Origin of the sequence: Nonomuraea sp. NPDC005692, assembly GCF_040631115.1 — a bacterium.
GTDB lineage: Bacteria > Actinomycetota > Actinomycetes > Streptosporangiales > Streptosporangiaceae > Nonomuraea.
Map to the genome: position 1 here is coordinate 1 of NZ_JBEXYU010000059.1, position 20,648 is coordinate 20,648.

Genomic DNA, 20,648 nt, shown 5'->3' on the forward strand with positions numbered 1-20,648 from the left:
GCCCAGAACCCACTCCCGCAGACACTTACCGCTTAACCTGCAGAAATAGGATCACGCGAAGATCGACTCATACACCACGTCCGTGGACGTGACCGCGTGACCCCACCGCAGCCGCCACCGAGCTGGCGACGGAGCACTTGGTTCTCATGACGAAGCGCCAGCAGCTCAACGTCCTTGGACAGTTGTTCAGAGCGGACCAGCACTGTGAGCAGGTTGAATGGGTACCTCACCAACCGGTGGACAAGCCAAAACAGACCTCCCGATGGTCGCAGTCGCGACCCTAATCGCAGAGCGAAACCCCAGCTCACACAGCACGAAACCATGCTTTCGAGTGGGATACGTGATGTCTGGGTACGGCTTGCCATCTGGAGCCCGGCCGCCCCGGCCAGGGTTTGCGCGAAGCACTCGCCGTGCCACCCCTGGTGGTTGCGCCGCTCGAAGTGCCAGTCGCCGTTCAGCACAACCCTCCTGGACCACCGCCCCTGCGAGATCTTCCGCAACCGCCGCCGCTTGTCAAGACTTGCGGAAGCGCCGGAACCCGGGGGTATAGTCAGTATCGGGATCAAGGAGCCTACCTTCTCAAAGAGATGCTTGTTATCGCATCCTGGGCATTCCCTCTGATCCGACTTCCCCGTGACGTGTCGCACGTCCCTCCATTGAGTTAGAGCTGCAGTTCATATCCGTCAACTTCGGCCTTTACGCAGCTCATTGCACACGTTCGGCATATATGACCACCGCCTGTGGTGGTGTCAACGCTGCCCGCCTCAAGTCGCGACATGTACGAAAGGCATAACGATGGTGCGTAAATTCACCCGCCGGTTCGATGCTCAGGCGCCGCGCAACCCCGACGCCGAGCTCTATGACACTCACGTTCCCAAGTCGGACTCCTGGGGCACGGCCTACACCGTCCCTGGCGCCAGGCCGAGGTCAGCCTTCCACCTCTCCCTCGAGTGCGAGGCCCTGTGGAGGACACTGGAGTTGGTCGAGAGCCTCGGACAGGAACTCGACCTCGTTCCGATCGGGCTTGCACATGCCCGCCAGACCCTCACGGCGTGCCCCATGTGCGCGCGACGCCACGACGGCCATTTCGAGTACCGACTGTGCGACGTGCGGCTCGGCTCGAAATGGCTCCCCACCGGGGTGGTGCTCGAATGGCGCCAAGGGACGGACGGAGACTGGCATGGCGTCGTGGTCATCCGCCGCGGCAGCGGAAGCGGGTCATACGCGGTGACGAAGCCAAGGGTCGACCTCCAGGAGCGCACCACGTCATCCGCATCGTGAATCACTCCTCAGAGCTGGCCCGGGTAGCTGTGATGCTCAGGAATGTCAACGATGGCCGCATCCTGGGGTTGGCACGAATTCCGCGAAGGGGCGGGCTTCTCCACATGCGCCAGCGGTCAGCAAGATGGGTTGCCTCAGGTGCGCCGCGGGTGGCGCCTTCGGCGTAGCTGCCGGCGCGGTTGCGGCAGATCATCTGGACGCCGGGGCGGTCGGGCAGCAGTTGGCCAGCGCGTCGGCGGAGCGTCCGTCGAGTATGTCGATGGGCCGCCGGGTGGTGATGTCGATCAGGATGGTGCCGTAGCGGTGGCCCCGGCGTAGCGCGAAGTCGTCCACTCCGAGCACCTGCGGCCCTGCCTGCAGAGCGGGCTCGGGCAGGCCGCGGATGATCCGGATCAAGGTCATTCGGCTCACCGCCGTGAACAGTCGGTCGGTGAGCCGGGCGCTGGACTGGCCGCCGAGCGCCAGCGCAATCACTCGTAACGTTTCCAGCAGGGCGGTGCTGTGCCTTGATCGGCCTGCGGGTGCCGGGCCGGTCCGGGCGCCGCCTATCGATGAAGGTCCACTACGCGCTACCAGGTAGCGGTGCCAGCGCAGGATCGTCGCTAGGGTGACCAGAAATACTTCCACCCACCGGCGGCGGTGGATCAGTCGTGACAACGCGGCCAGCCTGAGCCGGTCGGCGTGACCCCACCGCGGCTGGCCACCGCGCTGGCGGCGGGTACCGGGTTCTCGTGGCGGAGCACCAGCAGCTCAACGTCCTCGGACAGATCAGAGCGGACCAGCACCGTCAGGAGGCCGAACACGCCCCTCACCAACCGGTAGACAAGCGACAACGCCGCCTTGCGATATTCCTAGATCATTTTATTGGTCAGACTGCTTGACGGAGGGCGGGTGTCGTTTGTGTACGAGCCCTGCGCCCCTCGCGGAGCAGCGGCGGCTGCAGGAGGCGGGCGGAGCCGCGGCGGTAGAGCGTGGCGGGGCGGCCCGTCTCTGCGGACCGTCGTTCCCCTGTCGCCTCCAGGAACCGGTCGGCGCGCGTGATCCGGGCCAGTGGCATGCGATCACCGCATGGCTGAACCCGTCCGGCATTGATGGAGGCAGAGCCCTCGAACTGGTTCACTGAGAGCGCTTGGTCTTTACTGCGGAGCGATAGCGCACAGGTAACGGTACAAATCGTTGGCGATTGCCTTGGCGAGGTCTACGGGGACGGCATTACCGATTTGACGTGCTATTTGGATCTTGCTGCCGACCCACTTGTAGTCGAGTGGGAACCCCTGAAGGCGGGCGGCTTCCAAGTGAGTTATCGGACGGTGAGCCTTGGGGTGAAGGTAGCGGCCTTTCTCGGGCTTGTAGAACTCGGTGCGGATCGTTACCGAGGGCCGATCCCACCAGAGTCGGCCCATGACGTCGCCGGAGCCGCTCCGGTGGTTGATCCAGTTTGGGGTGGACAGCTCTTCCGGCAGCCAGTGGCGGTTTCCGCCCTCAGGAATCGCCTCGTAGCGCTTGAGCGAGCGTTCCGTTGGATTGCGTCCGATGTGGAGGTCGGTGGTGCTGAAGGTGCCAGGCAGCGTCTTGTCGAGGATGCTGCAGGTCCGGTCGGGGAGTTCGGTGGTTTGGGTCTCCAGGGGGGTTGTGCTGAAGACCTCGCCGGATGAGATCCAGTCCTTGAGTGGTTCGAAGAGTGTGCCCTCGTCACCCTTGCTGTTCGGCTTCCGGTGGGTCGGCCGAGGATGCTTAAGAGGCTCGCCCGAAGGGTGGGAAGCGACGAGGTCTTTATGCGTAGCCAGGACGATCACGCGCCGCCGGGTCTGCGGGACGCCATAGTCCGCTGCGTTGAGGAGCTTTGTCTTCAGCTCGTAGTCCCGTAGTTCGCCATCCCGGGTGGAGGCGGTGAGCAGCTCAAATTCTCGTGACCGCAGGAACCGATCGACGTTCTCGATGACGAAAATCTTGGGCTGGAGGGCACGGACCACTCGAACATACTCCTTCCAGAGCTTGTTCCGGGGGTCGTTCGGGTCCTCTTTGCCCAGGCCGGAAAAGCCCTGGCAGGGCGGGCCTCCGAGAATTACGTCGACGGTGGAACGCACGTCTTTGGGGTCCCACTTGGCAATGTCACCGGCGTGGATGTGGTCGGTTCCGCCGGCTTCCTCGGCGAAGTTTGCCGCGTAGGTCGAGGCGGCCGCGATGTCCAACTCCACCGCACCGACCGTGCGGAAGGCGCCCGGCTTGAACGAGTGAAATCCCTGGGTCAGACCCCCGCACCCCGCGAAGAGGTCAACGATGTTTATGGGGCTGTTGGTGCGGGCGGTCATGAGGGTCACCTTACCGAGGTTGGAGGGCCAGCGCTGCCACGAGTTGGCGGCCCACGGCTTCGGCGAGTGGGGGCGGGAACGCCTGGGCGACTTGTTTGTAGCGCGCGGTCTTGCCTCCGGTGACGATCCAATCGTCCGGCAAACCCTGCAGCTTCATCACCTGCTCAACGGTCAGCTTGGGCACCCCGTCCCGGCCGAGCTCCGGGTCGAGGACGAAGTCCTGGTCAGGGACGTCATTGCCAAGGCTGTGGGCGTTTACGGCCAGTTCCATCCACTGGCGTTTGGTCCGGGTGGGCCCGAGGTCGGCGCCGCCGTGGTTCTTCGACCCGCCCACGATCGTCGGTGCGACGCGGTTGGCCAACAACGCCCAAGCATCGGCGAAGGGCCATCCTTTGCTGGCCATCGAGTCACGGAGCACCTCGCCGACCGTCGCACCGGCCTGGTGAGTTGGTGACGGCCACACGAAACGCGTGAAGTCGTCCGGGCGCATGGCGACCAACAAACAGCTCCGCCTGGTCTGTGGCACGCCGAAGTGTTGGGCGTCCAGGATGTTCCATTCCCAGGAATAACCGAGGTGCTTCAGCTCGGCCTTGACCTCCTCGCGGACCTGTACGAACTTCGGCGAAAGCAGCGATGGCGTCGTCTCAAGCAGTATCGCGCGAGGCTGTAGCTCTATCGCGAGATAGACGGCCGCGGACAGCAGGTCCCGTTTGTCCTTGATCCCCTCCTGCTTGCCAGCGATGGAGTAAGGACTGGATGGCACGCCGCCGGACAAGAGATCGACGGTTGAGATCCGATAGTCGGCTCCGACGAAGTCCTTGAAGTCCATCTCCATGACGTTCCAGCCCGGCCGGTTGGCGCGCAACGTTCGACAGGCGTGGGGTTCATTGTCGATCGCGACAACGGGATCGAATCCCGCTCGCTCCAGCCCGAGCGCTTGCCCACCGACCCCGGCGCCGATCTCCAGGCTGGTGAACCGTCCGCCCATGGGAAGGCCTCCTTGATCCAGATTCGCCGAGCATATGTGATCTCGCCCCCAATGCAAACGCCCCGAAGCTATTCCGACAATTCCCTTGCGCTTGGACTTTCGGCGAAGAGTTGCGTGAAGAGCGTGGCCAGGGCGTCCACCGAGGTGGAGCGCGCCCGCCCATCCGAGGGACCGATCGGCATGGAGTCATAAGGCACCAGCACGCCCGTCAACTCCTCGATCCAGTCGCGATACGCGTCCACGTCCCGGGGGTTGTCCGGTGCACGTGCCTCATAGGACAGCGTGCTACCCGCCGTGTTCACCGCTTGGGCAAGCGCGTTGACCTGCCGCCCGGTACGGACCACGCCGGTGGTGAGCAGACGAATGATCGCCTGGGCGGTGGGCCGGTGGAGGATGATGTCGAGCCTCAACACCGTGTTCAACACATCCTGATTACCGCAGGCCACCACGACCGGCCCGTAATCCGGTCCATCCCGGAACAGCTCGGCCGCCCACCACAACCGAGCAAACGCCTGCGAATAGAACGGCCCGGAAAATCGGGTACGGGACACTGTGTGAGGATTCCCGCGACTCAAGTGCCGCCAGTAGACATAATCCGGCGCCAATCGTACGGCCAGGTAATTCCAGATCCGGGAATCCGAAGCTTCACGACGGGTCAATCGCAACGTCGCATGCAGAACCGGAGCGAGCCAGGCGTCGGCCGAGGTCCGCTCCGCTGTCGTGAAGCGCTTCATCGCCTCGTCGAAAAGTTGTCGTACCGGCTCGGCCTCCCACCGGGCCGGCTGCGACATCTGGTCGACGGCGGCGAACGGCAGCGGCTCGGTGTTCTCCAGCACACCGGTGGTGAGGAATCTCGCGGCGGCCTCGTCGGGCAACAAACTGAGCATCGTGTTCACTCTTCCTCCGGCCCCGTCGATTGCAGCGATCGAATGAATCCGCCCAGGCTCCGCGGCATTCGCGCCTGTTTGGCCGCGGCATGCAAAACTCGCGTCTGGATCCCGCCCGCCCCCCGGTTGACGATCTCCCGGAGCGCATCGTCCAGCGAATGATCGGGAAAGAGATCGGGGAGCATGCGACGGAGCACCAGACCACGCCAACCTTCCGGCCACCCCTGGCCGTCGACATGGTGAGCCGCTTCGTTGAAGAGCGCGGTCCACATGTCCACCGCGATCTGCGCCGCCAGCGCCTCTCGCATGGGCCGATCCGCGGCTTTGGGACTTTCGAGTAGGGCACGCAGCCCATCGAATCCACTGTTCAGGTTGAGTATGGCCGCCTCGTCGGTCGTGGTGACCGCCCAGGGATCACTCTTGCACCAGTCAAGCTGTGGGTCGCCGCCGAAGTTGAGCCAACGTGTCTCGATGGACTGCCGCTGCGTCGCCACACGAGCCTGGAGATCGACGATCCATGGCTGTGCGACCGTCGCGATCACCCGACCGGGCACATCGTCCACCGTTGCCACGAGCTGACCGGATACCCGGACCTGGCCGAAATGATCGTCACGATGGAGCTCCACCTCGCCGGCCCACTCGCCGGGCTGCCCCATCATGAGCTTCACCGCCGAGTGCGTGTTGGTGCGGCGTTCCGATGCAGTGGCCAGAAAAGCCAGGCTGAACCAGGGCCCGGCGTCCAACTCATGTCGCGGCGCGCTCACCTGAAGTGTCAGCCGTACGACACTCCAGTCCGCGCGATCGAGAAGATGCAGCGCAACCGTGCGCTCCGATTCCGAAACCATTCCGTACGGCAACGCCACGTCGTCGAGCCGGACCTCGCGCACGGTCATGGTGACCTCACCGGCCAGCACCGGGTAAGGCACAATCTGCTTCATTGGAAGCCATCCTTGGCTTGAACCAGGTCAACCTCCGCGACCGCCATTCGACCGGCCACCGGATGGCTGGCCACATCGCTCACGCCCATGAAGACCGCAGACCGCTCCCGGGCGAAGCAGAGCAGGACCTCGCCGCTTACCTCGCAGTTCGACTCGCCAGAGAGTTCGGCCCAACGTGCTTCGGGCTTGGGACCGGAACGGGTGGCGAATCGGAGCAACGGACGGAGCACCCAGGGATCATCCCGCTCCGGTAGCTTGATCTCGACCCTGATCCGCCACGCGCCACCTTCGTCGACCTCGCCGGTCGCGCTCTTGACGGTCGGATAGCCCTTGATACGGGGCGATGGCGGGGGATCGAGACTGGTCAAGTCTCGTAGGACGGCGGGAGCGTCCTCTTGTCCGACGGGTTCGGCGGGTTTAACCGCGCTGCGAACCATGCCGAGGATCGTCTTCCGAAACTCCCTCAACCTGGTGGTGGCGCCCCGAGCATAGGTCGAGGTCAGATCTTCGGTGGGCTTCCAGTCATTGTGTTCGGGGGGTTCGGCGGCCCGCAGAAAGGTCTCGGCGGCTTCGTCGGCCGGCAGTTCGGCACCCGTCGCCGTCCCGGCAAGCAGCACGGCCTGGAACTGAGTCGACCCAAGCGGAACCCCGGTGACCGGCCGATCCAACACAGTCATCCTGGTTCCGCGCATGCCGACCAACCGATTGGGTTTCTGGTCGCCCTCGGTCGCCGGTGTCACCAACAGCACCGCATGATGTTCGATCGAACCGGCACCGGCTTCGGTCTTGCGCGGTGGCACGGCCAGTGGCACCGACAGTTCGACGACGTCATCGGCCCTGGTGAGCTGCGACACTGTGGTCCGATCGAGGAACGCCCGCACGGCACGCGCCCGCGCGGGCTCGTGGCGATACGGATCCACCCGCTCTTCGGCCATGACCACCTGGCCATCACACAACGCCTCCACCGAGGCTTCCAACATCGGCGCTTGCCCGTGACCGGCGACCATGGACGCCCAAAAATCCGAGGCGAGGCCGCGGACGAGGACCCTGTGCATCTCTTCGAGAGTGGTTGCCTCACCGGAAGGATCATGTGCGCCGACGATCAGGAAGCTCGTACCGGGGTCGGTGCTGCCCCGGGTGAGATACAGCTCTTCGACCGTGCGCTCACCGGCCCACCAGGAACGGGCCGCGGCTTCTCGCATGGGATCACGGCTGCCGAGCCAGGCCGGTCCGGCGTATTGAACGTCGTTGAGCTCGTGCCAGGGCAGGTCAAGTCGGCCGATCATGCGGCGCTCACACAGGCCCTCGTAGGGCTCCGACAGCGTGCTGTTCGCGATGACCAGGCCAAAACGGCTGGCACCCCAAATGGTGGCCTTACCCAGACCGAATGAGCCGCCGGCGGTACCCTTTTTGTGGCTGTCGAGTTGCCTGCGAACCACTGCGGCGAACCGCCCGTCGTCATACTCCGGGCCGGTCAGACCGTTGGCGTTGTAGTCATCGATGCGGAGCAGGAGCAACTTGCCGGTCTCCCGGAGCTCGCGGAGGCCGTCGGTCAGCATGCGGCCGACCTTTTGCCTCGGGTCGCCGGCCGCCTCGATGTGGGGGATGAGGTCGTCCCAGCGGATGGCCTCCTGTAGTCGGCGCAGGCGTTCGCCGGTGATCTCGTGCAGGGTGAAGCGCATCCGGACCGGGCGTGTTCGGTCCCAGCGTTCGTCGAGGCTGTTCTGTGTCGCTTCCCTGGCGGTGATGGCCAGGGAAGAGTCGAAGGCGAAGGCCGCCGCGTTGCCCAGTTCTCGGCCACCGTCAGAGTGGGCCAAACGGTGATGCCAACCGATGTAGCCGCTGGACTCGGGGGTCTCGTCCCGTGTGGCCGAGGAACCCGCGGCCAAGTCGAGGATCTCCTCGATCGCGTGGATCTTGTCGATGCGGGGAGTCGCGCGGCCGGTGATCCAGGCCGACACCGCGGCGCGGGTTACGTCCAGGGCGGCGGCCAGGTCCGACTGGCTCATGCCCTTCCGCCGCAACTGTCTGCCGAGCCAAGCCCCGAACGCCTCCGGGTCTCGGGTGATGCCGTCGGCGTCCTGCGTCATTGCGAGGTTTCTCCAGGTTAGACGGGAGTCCGTTTGACATCACAGGCTAGCGTTAAACAGCAGTTGACACCACCCGACCGGAGTCATCCCTATGAATCCTGCGGGCTCCTTCGTTCAGGAAAAGCTGATTGGCCGCATATGTCGCATTTCATATGGAAAGTCCGGAAAATCTACCCTCTTGCGCGCCAGGGGTCTCTCATGCCAACATTTCAACTCACTCTAAGGATGACTCGAGGCGAAGACTCGTCCAAGGGGTGAGATGTATCCAAGCCCGTCCGACTACCCCTTATTGTGTAATTGGCATCGAGCCGTGTTTGCGTATGCACAGGTAAGGGCGTCACTGAAGACGCCGTCGGGTCGCTTGGCATACCCGGATCGGTCATATGCCCGTGCTCCACCCCCTTCAATTGGCATTCCATTCCCTGGGAGACAATTGCTGTGAGCAGCGAAGATCCATCTGTCCTCGAGGTCATCCTCCAGCAGACCATCCGCGTGCTCGAGACTTACAAAATCGACCCCGGCCTGATCCAGGAACACGCTAACGGCGAGCGTCGTATCAAGGAGGGTGGCTACGGCGATCGTCAGATCTATGAGCTTGTCCAGAACGGCGCCGACGAGCTGAGGAACGACCCCGGCGGCGAAATCGCCGTGGTTCTCACGGGCACTCACTTGTACTGTGCGAACCAGGGAACCGCGATGACACCCGAGGGTGCGGACACCATTCTGCGTATGGGAGTTTCGCGTAAGCGAGGCGGCCAGATCGGCCGGTTCGGGGTGGGTGTGAAGTCTGTCCTGAGCGTCACGGACGTCCCCGAATTTTTCAGTAGGGACGACGACAAGAGCTTCGGATTTGACAGGGAGTGGGCTGAGCTGGAGATCAAGCGAGTCCAGCCCGCAGTCACAGAGACGCCCGTGCTCCGGATCGCCCGGCCGCTTGATCGGGACCGGGCTGCCGCCACCGACCCGATTCTCAAGGAATTGCTCTCCTGGGCCAGGACGGTTGTGCGGCTGCCGCTGAAGCCCGCCGCCGTGGCGCGGCTGGCGAAGGACCTCGACGAGTTTCCGGCGGAGTTCTCTCTGTTCTCTCCTCATGTCGGGACGGTCACCCTTGAAAAACGGCTGTCCGGACGGGTCTCCAAGAGACAGGTCTTCCAGCAGGTCGACAGTGATCGCCGCACCCTTCAGAAGGTTCTGTCTGTCACGGGTGGTGAAGAGCGGGAAGAAAGCGACGAATGGCGGGTCTTCACCCGCGTTTACCGTCCCTCACCCAAAGCTTTGGAGGAGGCCGGCGAGCTTCACGACCGCCCCGAGATCGACATCGCGTGGGCAGTCCCCGACGCGGTGGGGCGTGCTCACGGACGAGGACAGTTCTGGGCTTACTTCCCGACGAACTACACGACGACCCTCCGCGGGATCGTCAATGCCCCCTGGAAGACCAGCGAAGATCGGCAGAACCTCTACGCCAACAACCAATTCAACGAAGAGCTGATCGGCGAAGTCGCGGAATTGGTAGTCGCGTCGTTCCCATCGCTGGCCCGACCGGATGACCCGGGAGCATATCTGGACTTCGCGCCGGCGCGGGGACGCGAGGAGCCGCAATGGGCAGCCGAGCAGTTGGTGGCGACGATCTGGAAGATCGCCCCCAGCCGACCCGTCTTCCCCGACCAGAACGGACATTTCGGCACTCCCGCCGAGGTCCGCCTGCACCCCGCCGACCTGCGTCCGGAATGGCTTCAGTGGTGGGGCGAGCACTCCGGTCGACCGACGAATTGGGTGCACCACTCGATCGAGACGGTCAGGCACCGGCGCGACCGTGCGAACCTGATCCTGAACCACTCCACGACTCCCGTCGCCACGGTCAAGGAGTGGCTGGAGGCTCTGGTATCCGACGGATCCCCGGAAGCCTCGGCGCGGGCCGTGCTCATTGCCGCCGACATGAAGCAGCACAGGCACCCGCAGGCGGAGGATGCCCTGCGAGCCAGGATCGTCCTGACCGAAACGCTGGGCATGGTGACTCCCTCCACCCAGGTCTTCCGGCGGTCGCGTGCCGACGGCCTCGCCGACAACACGGTCTACGTGGACGAACGCGTGTACGCGGGCGACGATGTCATCGCTCGGGCACTGGATTCGCTCGGCATTCACGAGGCCGACCATGTCGGCCGATTTGCATCCGTGGTAGAGCGCGGCTTCCAGGGCTACGGCGACCGAGGCTGGGTCGCGTTCTGGGAGCTGGCTCGGCTGGCGGGTCCCGCGGGGGTTCGTGCCGCGTTCGCGGGGCGCGGTATCAATACCGCGAAAGAACTCAAGGTCAAGACCTTGACGGGTGAATTTCGACGGATCAGGGACTGTCTGCTTCCCGGCCGCGTGGTTCCTGGTGACGGTACCCGCGACACACAAGTTGCCGTGGACATGGACTTCCACCGGGAAGACCGAGCGTTCCTCCCCGACCTCGGTCTGCTCGAAGGCCCCGTCACCGGTGCGGACCCTGCCGGAGAAAGCTGGTTCGAGGACTTCAAGGAGGCCTACTGGACGCAGTACGTGGCAAAGCTCCCCGCTGGCGAGGCCCGGCCCACCCTGGCCAAGATGCTTTTCGAAGGAACCAAACCGGCAGGGCCGCTGCATCTGTTCACTTCGCTCTCGCCCCAGGGGCGTGCGGCTTTCCTCAAGGCCATTCCGTCGGGCGGGGCGGTGGCGACCTGGACCATGCAACCCGGCAACAAGGGCGTGACAAGCCGTAAGTTGATCGCATCACCGATTCGGTGGCTCGCGCGCAAGCATGGCTACCTGCAGACCTCGCGAGGACTGCGCCCGATCACGCGCTGCGTCGGTCCCGAGCTGATCGCCCACAAGGACGTCCTTCCCGTTGCCGACGTGTCCGCAAGCATCGCCTCGATGTTGGCGTTGCCGCAGACGCTGGGCGAACTACAGAAGTCACTGTGGGAGGAACTGGTTGAGCAGGCGTCTTCATCAACCGAGGACACCTTCCCCGGCAAGGTCTATGCCCTGATGTTCGAGGTCGCTGCGGACTTTCCCGAGGGGGCCATGACGCGGTGCCGGGTGGGCGACGAGTGGCGTAGCGATGTCGAGGACAAGGACATCGCAGTGACCGCGGTTCGTCCTGAATACGACACGCTCGTACGTGAGAGGGTGCCGGCCCTGCTGGTCCCGACCGACTCCCTGGCGGAGACGATGCGCGAGGCGTGGGGGATGCTCGCACCCTCGGACGCGATTCAGAAGGAAGTCCGGTACGTCGGACAGGCAGAAGCGGTACTCCTCATGGAAGAGTTCCCCTACCTGAAGACGCTTCGACGCGCGCAAGTGGAGGGATGGTCCACGGTTCGGTGCGATGAACTGGAAGAGATCATCCGGACTCCAAAGGGTATGCGAACTCAGTCGATCCCTGCGGCGGTGATGCCACAAGAACACATGGTCCTCGTCCGGCTGCCGGCAGACGACCTGCAGGTGCTCAACGCGGTGGACCGGGTACTGAAACTCTCCCTCGGCCCGGCAAACTGCAAGAGCATTCTCGAACGGCGCGAGCTGGAACGTAACAACGAACGCATCCAGCGGATACGCCAGACGGAGAGCCTGACCGAGAAGCTGCTGCTGCTCGTGGGAGCGGACGCGCTGAAGAAGGGGCTCCCGGAGGGCCTCCTGGAGAGCGACCAAGCCCAAAAGGGCGCCGCCCAGGGCGAGCGGCGGATCGCCGAGCTGGCCCACAACGCATATGGGACCGAAGTTCTGCGGACCTACCGCAAGGACATCGAGGCGGAGTTCCCCCAGCTGTCCGCGAGCTTCCGCGGCGACGCCACATCAGTGCGCATCGTCAACGACCTCGGCTTCCCAGGCGAATACGCGGGGAGCAAGGGAGAGACGCTGCCGCCGTTGGAGAAGGTCTCCGGGCCCACCGCCTTCCCTCGACTGCACGACTACCAGGAGAGACTGGCGCAAAAGGCGGTTGAGCTGCTGACCAAGTACGACGCGCCGCGCGCCATGCTTTGCTTGCCGACCGGCGCCGGTAAGACCCGTGTGGCGGCCGAAGCCGTCATTCGTGTGATCAAGGAAGGCGGACTGGGCGGCCGTCCGGTGCTCTGGATCGCTCAGAGCGAGGAACTCTGCGAGCAGGCAGTCCAAAGCTGGTCCTTCGTCTGGTCCAAGGTGGGCCCGGAAGAGCAACTAATCATCAACCGGCTCTGGTCCACCCGCGAAGCCGCTCCCAGTAAGGACACAGCTCAGCTGGTCGTGGCCACTGACGCCAAGCTCGATGTCTGCCTAGACACGCCCGAGTACACCTGGCTCCGCGACCCGGCACTCGTGATCATTGACGAGGCGCACGCCTCAATCACGCCGCGTTATACCCGCATTCTGACCTCGATGAACTTGACGTTCAGAGAGACGTCTCGTCCGTTGCTTGGTCTAACGGCCACGCCGTTCCGCGGCTTCAATGAGACAGAGACAAACCGCCTGGTCGAGCGTTACGGGGGGAACCGCCTTGACGAAGGCATCTTCACGAGCGGAGATCCTTACGCCGAACTACAGGAACTGGGTGTGCTGGCGCGGGTGGACCACCGGCAGCTCCAGGGCATGACGCTCACCCTCACGGAAGAGGACCTCAGGCAGGCGACCGCTTTCGAAGGCGCAAGGCTGCCCGCATCCGTGGAGGAGAAGCTGGGGCGCGACATTGAGCGTAACCAGATGCTCATTCGCGAGATCGAGGCACTTCCGGAAGGCAGCCCGATCCTCCTCTTCGCCACCTCCGTCAACCACGCCAAGCTCATGGCAGCACAGCTCAATGACCGAGGCATCAAGTCCGCGGCGATCGACTCCGGCACACCGGACGCCGACCGGCGCACTCTGATCGAGAAATTCCGGCGGAAGCAGATCCGGGTGCTCGCCAACTACGGCGTACTCGCCCAAGGCTTCGACGCTCCGGCCACCGAGGTGGTCATCGTGTCCCGGCCGACCTTCAGCCCGAACGTCTACCAGCAGATGATCGGCCGAGGTCTCCGCGGCCCGAAGAACGGCGGCAAAGAGACCTGCCTGATCCTCGACGTGGCCGACAACATCATCAACTACGACCGCCAGCTGGCCTTCACTCAGTTCGAGCACCTCTGGAGCAACACGTGAGCGACGCCTACAGCGGCACCCCCGCGCTCACCGCCGAGCAGCGGGCCGTGATCGAGCAGCCCGCCGACGCCCTGACCCTGGTGACCGCCCAGGCAGGCGCGGGGAAGACCCACACTCTCGTGCGTCGACTCGACCGATTGGTTGCCGAGGAGGACCTGAACGCCGGGGAGATCCTGGTGCTCACCTTCTCCCGCGCCGCCGTCCGCGAGCTCAGGAACCGCCTGTCTCAGTACGGTGAAGCCGCCCGGCACGTACGGGCGCAGACCTTCGACTCCTGGGCGCTTGACCTGCTCACACGGGTCGACGCCCAGGGCGAATGGGTCGACAAATCCTTCGACGCCCGCATCGAGGGTGCACAGAAGGCAATCGACGAGGGCCGTGCCGACGAGCTGTACGAGCATGACCTCCGCCACGTCGTCATCGACGAAGTCCAGGACCTGGTCGGGGCACGGCGGGACCTGGTGGAAGCCCTGCTGGACCGGTTCGACTGCGGATTCACCGTGGTGGGCGACCCGGCTCAGTCCATCTACGGCTTCACGATCAAGAACCCCGTGGAGCGTAAGGAAGAGACCAACCGGTTTTTCGAATGGCTCCGCGGCACCTTCGGCGAGGACCTGACCGAGCTGAGTCTCACCCAGAACTTCCGGGTTCGGACCGAGGACGCCAAGGTCGCGCTCGAATTCGGGCCACGGCTTCGGGCGCTCTCGGAGTCAGGCAACACAAACGGCGAAGAGCATTACCACGAGCTCCGAAAGGCCCTCACCGGCCTCATGGACTTCGGGGGATTTGATGACCTCGCTGCCGACGCACTCACCGGTTACGCCGGCACCACCGCGATCCTCTGCCGGACCAACGGCCAAGCGCTGGTGGTCTCCAAGCAGCTGCATGCGGTCGGCGTCCCGCATCGGCTCCAGCGTTCGGCGCGTGACCGTGTCGTCCCCATGTGGCTCGGCCTCCTCATGGCACGCTGCGAGACCTCCACGCTCAACCGAGAAAAATTCGACGAGCTGGTCAGTGACCTGCCGCTACCCAAAGGCTCCGATGCCGATCTGATATGGCGGCTGCTGCAACGGACCGATTTTGGCCGGGGCTCGGACCGTCTCCTGGACCTGACCCGGCTCCGCTCTGCTCTGGCCGCCGGGCGGTTACCGGATGAGCTGACCGCACAGCCGCCCGCACGCCTGGTGGTCTCCTCCTTCCACCGCGCCAAGGGGCTGGAGTTCGACCGGGTACTGGTCGTGGATCCCGGGCCGCTGCAAGTGGTTGCCACCAACAAGCGCAAGAACGTCGCGAAGGACGCGGCCGAAGAGGCCCGGCTCCTCTATGTGGCCATGACCAGGCCACGGGACGAGCTCTACCGGCTCTCACCCATGGATACGCGCAACATCCGGATCGATGACGGCACCAACAGATGGGCGCGCTACTTCTTCCAGCACTGGCGGCGCGACGGTCTGGAACTGGAAGGCGGAGACGTCCTCACCGAATACCCCGCCGGCACGGTCGACTTCGATGCGGACCCGACGAACGTGCAGCACTATCTGGCGATCGCCGTACGGCCCGGCGACGCCGTCGAACTGGAGCGTCTCCATCCCGATCCGATCGGCCTTCAGGAGAGCCCGCCGTACGTCATCAAGCATCAGGGACGGCCGATCGGTACGGCTTCCGAGAAGTTCCGGACCGATCTCTACCGGTTCCTCAAGCGAGGTCCGACCTTCACTCCGCACGCCTTCCCGGCCGTAATCTCTGCCGTGCGCATCGACACCGTGGAAACCATCGCCGGCAACGAAGCCGCCGGCATTCGCGCCGGACTGAACCAACACGGCGTCTGGCTCGCGCCACGTCTGGTAGGTCTGTCGACCTTCACCTGGGACAAGAAGGAACCCGATGTCCAAGCACAGTGAGCACTACGCCTTCCGGACCGACCTCCTTGAGCAACTTCGCCTCGACATGGTCGGTCCGGTGGGCGGATCGGACGAGATTCTCAAGGACTCGCCGGTCACGCAATATGCCGCGGGCGTTCTCTATCCCCAGCGTCGCGACATCGCCGAGGTGGTCGAGGAGGCCGGCGAACGTGACGTCGACCTCTCTCCGGAGACCCGGGTGAAGGACGACGTCCCCGATACCGGCGTCTCGCTGGCCAACGATCAGGCGCCATCCTCCATGGGGCTGACCTTCGCGGTGAATCCGGAGATCTCGCCGACCATCACGGTAACGGTGACGGCTGCAGGCTACGACCCGATCGACAGCGCCGGGCGACCGGTCAAGGCACAGCGCGCCGAGCGCCGTGCCACCGAAGAGCAGGAACTACGCTGGCGACGGCGACACTTGGAGCTCGCCCCGTTCTCCATTGACGTGCGGACACCCGGCCAGATCAGTGAGATCCTCGGGCCTGGTGTCGAAGTTCGTGTACGGGTGCGCCGGCCGAAGGACGGGTCGGTCTCCATCACCGTCGCGCTCCTCAACGTGAACGAGGTCGAGAAATTCGGAATCCGGGACGCCTACTGCCTGTTCCAGCCGAAGATCCACATCACCGGTGCGGAGGGCACGAACCCCTTCGTGGAGCGGCCCGTCCCGGTTGGCGTGGACGAAGCGGAGATCAAGACGAACCGGCTGCTCTACCGCTACGCTCCAAACTTCGCCGCCGGGCACGGCTGCGCCGCCAACTGGGACTGGACACCGCCCGCTCCCCGCGATGAGGCCCTGCTCAAGGGCACCCCCGCCGCGGTGGCCGCGATCTGGAGCGAGTTCGTCCCCACGAAGGAAGTGCTGCTCACCGACTCCAACCCGGAGATCGACGACTCCGCCCTCCGCATGATCGATCTGGCACACAAGCCGGACGAAGAGATCCTGTCCGGGCTACGGGGCCTGGTGAACGGCTACCGGGCCTGGATCGCGGAGCGGGCCGAGGAGTCGAGACTGCTCGGCAACACCGACTACGCCGAAACCGCCCGGGAGCAAATCCGGCAGTGCGAACTGGCCTGCGATCGGATGGACGCAGGCATCGAGACGCTCCGACATGACCCGCAGGTCATGACCGCCTTCCGGCACGCCAACGAGGCCATGGCTGTGCAGCGGGCACGAACGCGTTGGATCAAAGGACAGAAGCAGGGCTTGCCGGATGCGGACAAGGGTAAGTGGCGCCCCTTCCAGATCGCCTTCCTGCTGCTTTGCCTGGACGGCATCGTTGACCCCGATCACGACGACAGGCGGACGGCCGACCTCCTCTGGTTCCCCACTGGCGGTGGCAAGACCGAGGCATATCTGGGCATTATCGCGTTCACCGTCTTCCTACGCCGACTACGCAAGGGCGAGCAGGGCGGCGGAGTCACCGCAATTATGCGGTACACCCTCCGCCTACTCACCCTTCAGCAGTTTGAACGCGCGGCCGCGCTGATCTGCGCCATGGAGATCATCCGTCGTCGGACGCCGAAGGAACTGGGCGAAGAGTCCATCTCCATCGGCATGTGGGTAGGCGCCGCCGCGACACCCAACAAGCTCAAGGACGCCGCCAGTAGCCTGAAGAAGCTGCGGGACGGTGGTGAACTGCACACGGAAAACCCGGTCCAGCTCCGCTTCTGCCCGTGGTGCGGTACCGCCATGGGCCCGGACGAGTATGAGGTGGACGTCGCAAGCTCAAAGATGCGCATCTTCTGTGCCGATTGGGAATGCGAGTTCCACCACGAGCTTCCGGTCCACGTCGTGGACGAGAAGATTTACGCGGTCCGACCCACGCTGATCATCGCGACGGTGGACAAGTTCGCGCAGATTGCCTGGCGTCCCGAAGTGGCGGCGCTTTTCAACCGCGATCGAGAAGGCACCGCTGCGCCGGAACTGATCGTCCAGGACGAGCTCCACCTGATCTCGGGCCCGCTTGGCAGCCTTACCGGTCTCTACGAGACCGCGATCGACGTCGCCGCCGACCAGCCCAAGGTGATCGCCTCGACTGCGACCATCCGCCGGGCCAAAGAGCAGGGCAAACAGCTGTTCAACCGGGAGGTCGCACAGTTCCCGCCCGCTGGCCTTGACGCCCGTGACTCCTGGTTCGCGGTGGAAACCCCCGCCAAGGACAAGGCATCACGTCTCTACGTGGGGTTGCTCGCGCCCAACACCAGTCAGGCGACCCTGCTGGTCCGCGCGTACTCGGCCCTTCTCCACCACGCGGCCCACATCGGGGGGCCCGACTCGGTCCGGGATGCCTACTGGACTCTGGTGGGTTACTTCAACAGCCTTCGGCTCCTGGCCGCCGCCGAACTCCAGGTCTTGGACGACGTCCAGGACCGGCTCAAGCTCTTGGCGGAGCGCCATGGCACCGAACTCCGGCGCGCCGACCAGCTCACCGAGTTGACCAGCCGCGTAAAGTCCAGCGATATCCCCAAGCGGCTCAAGGATCTGGAACGCATGCTTCCCGACGAGAGCGTCTTCGACACGGTCCTCGCCACAAACATGATCTCCGTGGGCGTCGACGTGGACCGGCTCGGCCTGATGGCGATCATGGGTCAGCCGCAGACCACGGCCGAATACATTCAGTCGAGCAGCCGCGTTGGTCGTCAGCACCCCGGACTGGTCGTCATGCTCTATAACGCCAACCGGTCCCGGGACCGTTCGCATTACGAGAGCTTCGTGCCCTACCACTCGGCGCTTTATCGACAGGTCGAGTCGACCAGTGTCACCCCCTTCTCGCCGCGCGCACGTGACCGAGCGCTCCATGCTGTCTTGGTGGGTATGGCCAGGCTCATCTACCCCGGGCTCAGGCTCAACGGTGCGGCGGCAGCCGTACACGAGTATGAGAGCCGGATCGAGGAGCTGAAGGACCTCATCCTGGTCAGGGCGGGCGCGGTTGACGAAGAAGAGCAGCCCGGCGTCGAGAAGGACCTCAACGACCTCATCGCCCACTGGTTCGATCTGGCCGACGAGAATCCGAAGTTGGTCTATGAGGCCAAGCCGAGGTTCAAACGGAGCGAGAGGCGTAATCCTGACGAGGCGCTTCTCTGCACCTTCACCGATACCGATCTCACCGAAGCCTTCCCCACCCTGTGGAGCCTTCGTGACGTCGATGCCGAATCCGACCTTTACCTGGAGCGATGAGCATGGCACTTCGTAGCGGACGAACCCGGCAGGCGGGTCGAAACGGCGAGGCCGAGGTCACCCGAAAGCCGCTGGGCGCGGTACGTCGGGCGCAGGCCATCACGACGTACGGTGTCGGCTCGGTAATCGCTATCGAGGATCAGTCGTACATCGTGAGCGGGCTGGACAGTTGGCGGGTCTGGCCGTCGGACAAAGTCTACGAGCCGCGGCTCCAGCACTGGCTCCAGGTCGCCAACTTCCAACTCCCCCCGGCGGACGAGCCGTCCTCCGGCGATGGGATCAGAGTCCGGCTCTTCCCCGAGATGTACTCCTGCGGCACCTGCAAGAAGCTCCAGGAGTTCAAGAGATTCGGTTCGCTGGCGAGCAGGAGCGTCTGCGGCGCCTGTGACAAACCGCTGACCCCGTCCCGATTCGTAATCGCATGCGAGAACGGGCATCTGGACGACTTCCCCTACTTCGAATGGGTCCACAAGAAGAGTGCGCCCACCCGTGAGGTGGACCAGCAAACCAAGCATGAGCTCACGCTGGAGAGCAGCGGCCAGACCGCCTCGCTTCGGTCCGTCGTGATCAAGTGTTCGTGCGGAGTACCGCCGGCGTCGCTGGAGGGCGCTTTCGGCGGTGGAGCGATGTCCGCGCTCGGCATCAAGTGCAAGGGGCGGCGGCCGTGGCTCGGGCGTGATGCCAAAGAGCCCCAGTGCATCGCGATACCCCGGACGCTGCAGCGAGGTGCGTCGGCCGCATGGTTCTCGATCACCCGCTCCGCCCTGTCCATCCCGCCTTGGTCGCAGACCCTGCAGCAACGGTTGAACGAGCACTACAACTGGCTCGCCAAAAAGCTGGAGCGTGGGCTGCCCGAGTCGGAGATTCTCGAAGACATCAAGGAACACCCCCACCTGACGGACGATGGTCGGTTTCCGCCGGAAGCGGTGCTGGCGGCTGTCCACCGACGTCGGGAACTGGAAGCGAGCGCCCTGCCCGACTCCGACGAGGCAGCCATGTTCGAGTCGGCCAACAAGCTCAGGCAGGAAGAGTACAACCACCTCTACGACGGCACCGGGAGCGTTGCGCGCGACGAAAACTTCGAGTGCATGCAGGCTCCCGGTGACGGGAGTGCCCTGCCGTACGGCATCAACCGTTCCATGCTGGTGAAACGCCTACGCGAGGTACGAGCACTGGAGTCGTTCACCCGGGTCACCATGCCCGACCCTGCGGGCGGCGACACCCGCCGCGCCGCGATGGCCAACGGCACAATGGACTGGCTACCTGCGATCGAGGTCAGCGGCGAGGGCGTTTTTCTCGCCATCGACGAACACCTCGTCCGGGCGTGGGAGCAGCGCCCCGGGCCGGTAAGACGCGCTCAACAGATCTGGCTCAACCACACCGCGATCCTGCGCGAGCGCGCAGAACGGGCCGGGAGCACCAAACTCCCCGGTGACATCAAGTCCCCGGTAACCCCTCGATACGTGCTCCTTCACACCCTCGCGCACGTGCTGATCAACGAGTGGAGCCTGGACTGCGGCTATCCGGCCGCGGCACTGCGTGAACGGCTATACGTCGACCAGGACATGGCCGGGGTGCTCATCTATACCGCGACCAGCGACTCGGCCGGTTCCCTGGGAGGTGTTGTCGCTCAAGGCGAGCATCGCAAACTGTACGAGACCCTGGAGTCGGCCCTGACCCGCACGGAATGGTGCTCGCAGGATCCCCCGTGTATGGAGTCCGAGGCCAGCGGTATCGACAGCCTCAACCTGGCGGCTTGCTACGCCTGCGTTTTGCTGCCCGAGACCAGCTGTGAGACCAACAACGTCTTCCTGGATCGGGCCATGCTGGTCGGCACTCCGGACGACCCGGCGACCGGTTTCTTCTACAAGGGTGACTGAGCAAGTGCTCTCCCGGCCCGATCGTGATAGGTCGGGCCGGAGCCGAGACATGAGGAGGGG

The 20,648-nt window shown here is 64.5% G+C and carries 11 protein-coding genes and 1 pseudogene; 5 read left to right on the forward strand and 7 right to left on the reverse strand.

What is annotated here, in order from left to right; genetic code table 11:
- The first annotated feature begins 795 nt into the window (after window positions 1-795).
- Window positions 796-1,281 (forward strand): hypothetical protein, encoded by a 486-nt coding sequence (locus tag ABZ459_RS51475; protein WP_357988512.1) that lies wholly within the window; start codon window positions 796-798, stop codon window positions 1,279-1,281.
- A 76-nt stretch (window positions 1,282-1,357) separates the two neighbouring features.
- On the opposite strand, the pseudogene ABZ459_RS51480 reads toward ABZ459_RS51475, so the two are convergent.
- The 7 genes and pseudogenes from ABZ459_RS51480 to ABZ459_RS51510 all read right to left on the reverse strand — a co-directional run.
- Window positions 1,358-1,623 (reverse strand): annotated as a pseudogene (locus ABZ459_RS51480) (transposase); the annotation flags it as partial.
- Between the two features lie 302 nt (window positions 1,624-1,925).
- Window positions 1,926-2,084, reverse strand: coding sequence for a hypothetical protein (locus ABZ459_RS51485; protein WP_357988515.1), 159 nt, complete (start codon window positions 2,082-2,084; stop codon window positions 1,926-1,928).
- A 333-nt stretch (window positions 2,085-2,417) separates the two neighbouring features.
- Complete coding sequence (locus tag ABZ459_RS51490) at window positions 2,418-3,593, reverse strand: DNA cytosine methyltransferase (protein ID WP_357988518.1); 1,176 nt, start codon at window positions 3,591-3,593, stop codon at window positions 2,418-2,420.
- 10 nt (window positions 3,594-3,603) lie between these two features.
- The gene (locus ABZ459_RS51495; protein ID WP_357988521.1) at window positions 3,604-4,581 is read right to left on the reverse strand and encodes a DNA cytosine methyltransferase; all 978 of its coding nucleotides are present in this window, start codon (window positions 4,579-4,581) and stop codon (window positions 3,604-3,606) included.
- Between the two features lie 68 nt (window positions 4,582-4,649).
- Entirely contained in the window at window positions 4,650-5,468 is an 819-nt protein-coding gene (locus ABZ459_RS51500) for a DUF6339 family protein (RefSeq protein ID WP_357988557.1), read from the reverse strand.
- A gap of 5 nt (window positions 5,469-5,473) precedes the next feature.
- Complete coding sequence (locus ABZ459_RS51505) at window positions 5,474-6,406, reverse strand: hypothetical protein (RefSeq protein ID WP_357988524.1); 933 nt, start codon at window positions 6,404-6,406, stop codon at window positions 5,474-5,476.
- Window positions 6,403-8,496, reverse strand: a complete 2,094-nt coding sequence (locus ABZ459_RS51510) for a helix-turn-helix transcriptional regulator (protein ID WP_357988527.1) — start codon at window positions 8,494-8,496, stop codon at window positions 6,403-6,405. The genes ABZ459_RS51505 and ABZ459_RS51510 overlap by 4 nt, the downstream gene beginning before the upstream one ends.
- A 438-nt stretch (window positions 8,497-8,934) precedes the next feature.
- On the opposite strand from ABZ459_RS51510, the gene ABZ459_RS51515 reads away from it, so the two are divergent.
- Genes ABZ459_RS51515 through ABZ459_RS51530 form a run of 4 tightly spaced genes read left to right on the forward strand, consistent with a single transcriptional unit; the run spans window position 8,935 to window position 20,588 of the window.
- Window positions 8,935-13,623, forward strand: coding sequence for a DEAD/DEAH box helicase (locus ABZ459_RS51515; RefSeq protein WP_357988530.1), 4,689 nt, complete (start codon window positions 8,935-8,937; stop codon window positions 13,621-13,623).
- Window positions 13,620-15,524 (forward strand): ATP-dependent helicase, encoded by a 1,905-nt coding sequence (locus ABZ459_RS51520; protein WP_357988533.1) that lies wholly within the window; start codon window positions 13,620-13,622, stop codon window positions 15,522-15,524. The genes ABZ459_RS51515 and ABZ459_RS51520 overlap by 4 nt, the downstream gene beginning before the upstream one ends.
- The gene (locus tag ABZ459_RS51525) at window positions 15,508-18,708 is read left to right on the forward strand and encodes a helicase-related protein (protein ID WP_357988536.1); all 3,201 of its coding nucleotides are present in this window, start codon (window positions 15,508-15,510) and stop codon (window positions 18,706-18,708) included. Before ABZ459_RS51520 ends, ABZ459_RS51525 begins: the two co-directional genes overlap by 17 nt.
- 2 nt (window positions 18,709-18,710) lie before the next feature.
- The gene (locus tag ABZ459_RS51530) at window positions 18,711-20,588 is read left to right on the forward strand and encodes a DUF1998 domain-containing protein (RefSeq protein ID WP_357988539.1); all 1,878 of its coding nucleotides are present in this window, start codon (window positions 18,711-18,713) and stop codon (window positions 20,586-20,588) included.
- Window positions 20,589-20,648: the final 60 nt, after the last annotated feature.

Bases quoted from the DNA above. Each gene is read 5' to 3' on its own strand.
- ABZ459_RS51510 (WP_357988527.1), bottom strand. From the start codon at position 8,496: ATGACGCAGGACGCCGACGGCATCACCCGAGACCCGGAGGCGTTCGGG.
- ABZ459_RS51530 (WP_357988539.1), top strand. From the start codon at position 18,711: ATGGCACTTCGTAGCGGACGAACCCGGCAGGCGGGTCGAAACGGCGAG.
- ABZ459_RS51505 (WP_357988524.1), bottom strand. From the start codon at position 6,406: ATGAAGCAGATTGTGCCTTACCCGGTGCTGGCCGGTGAGGTCACCATG.
- ABZ459_RS51490 (WP_357988518.1), bottom strand. From the start codon at position 3,593: ATGACCGCCCGCACCAACAGCCCCATAAACATCGTTGACCTCTTCGCG.
- ABZ459_RS51475 (WP_357988512.1), top strand. From the start codon at position 796: ATGGTGCGTAAATTCACCCGCCGGTTCGATGCTCAGGCGCCGCGCAAC.
- ABZ459_RS51500 (WP_357988557.1), bottom strand. From the start codon at position 5,468: ATGCTCAGTTTGTTGCCCGACGAGGCCGCCGCGAGATTCCTCACCACC.
- ABZ459_RS51495 (WP_357988521.1), bottom strand. From the start codon at position 4,581: ATGGGCGGACGGTTCACCAGCCTGGAGATCGGCGCCGGGGTCGGTGGG.
- ABZ459_RS51525 (WP_357988536.1), top strand. From the start codon at position 15,508: ATGTCCAAGCACAGTGAGCACTACGCCTTCCGGACCGACCTCCTTGAG.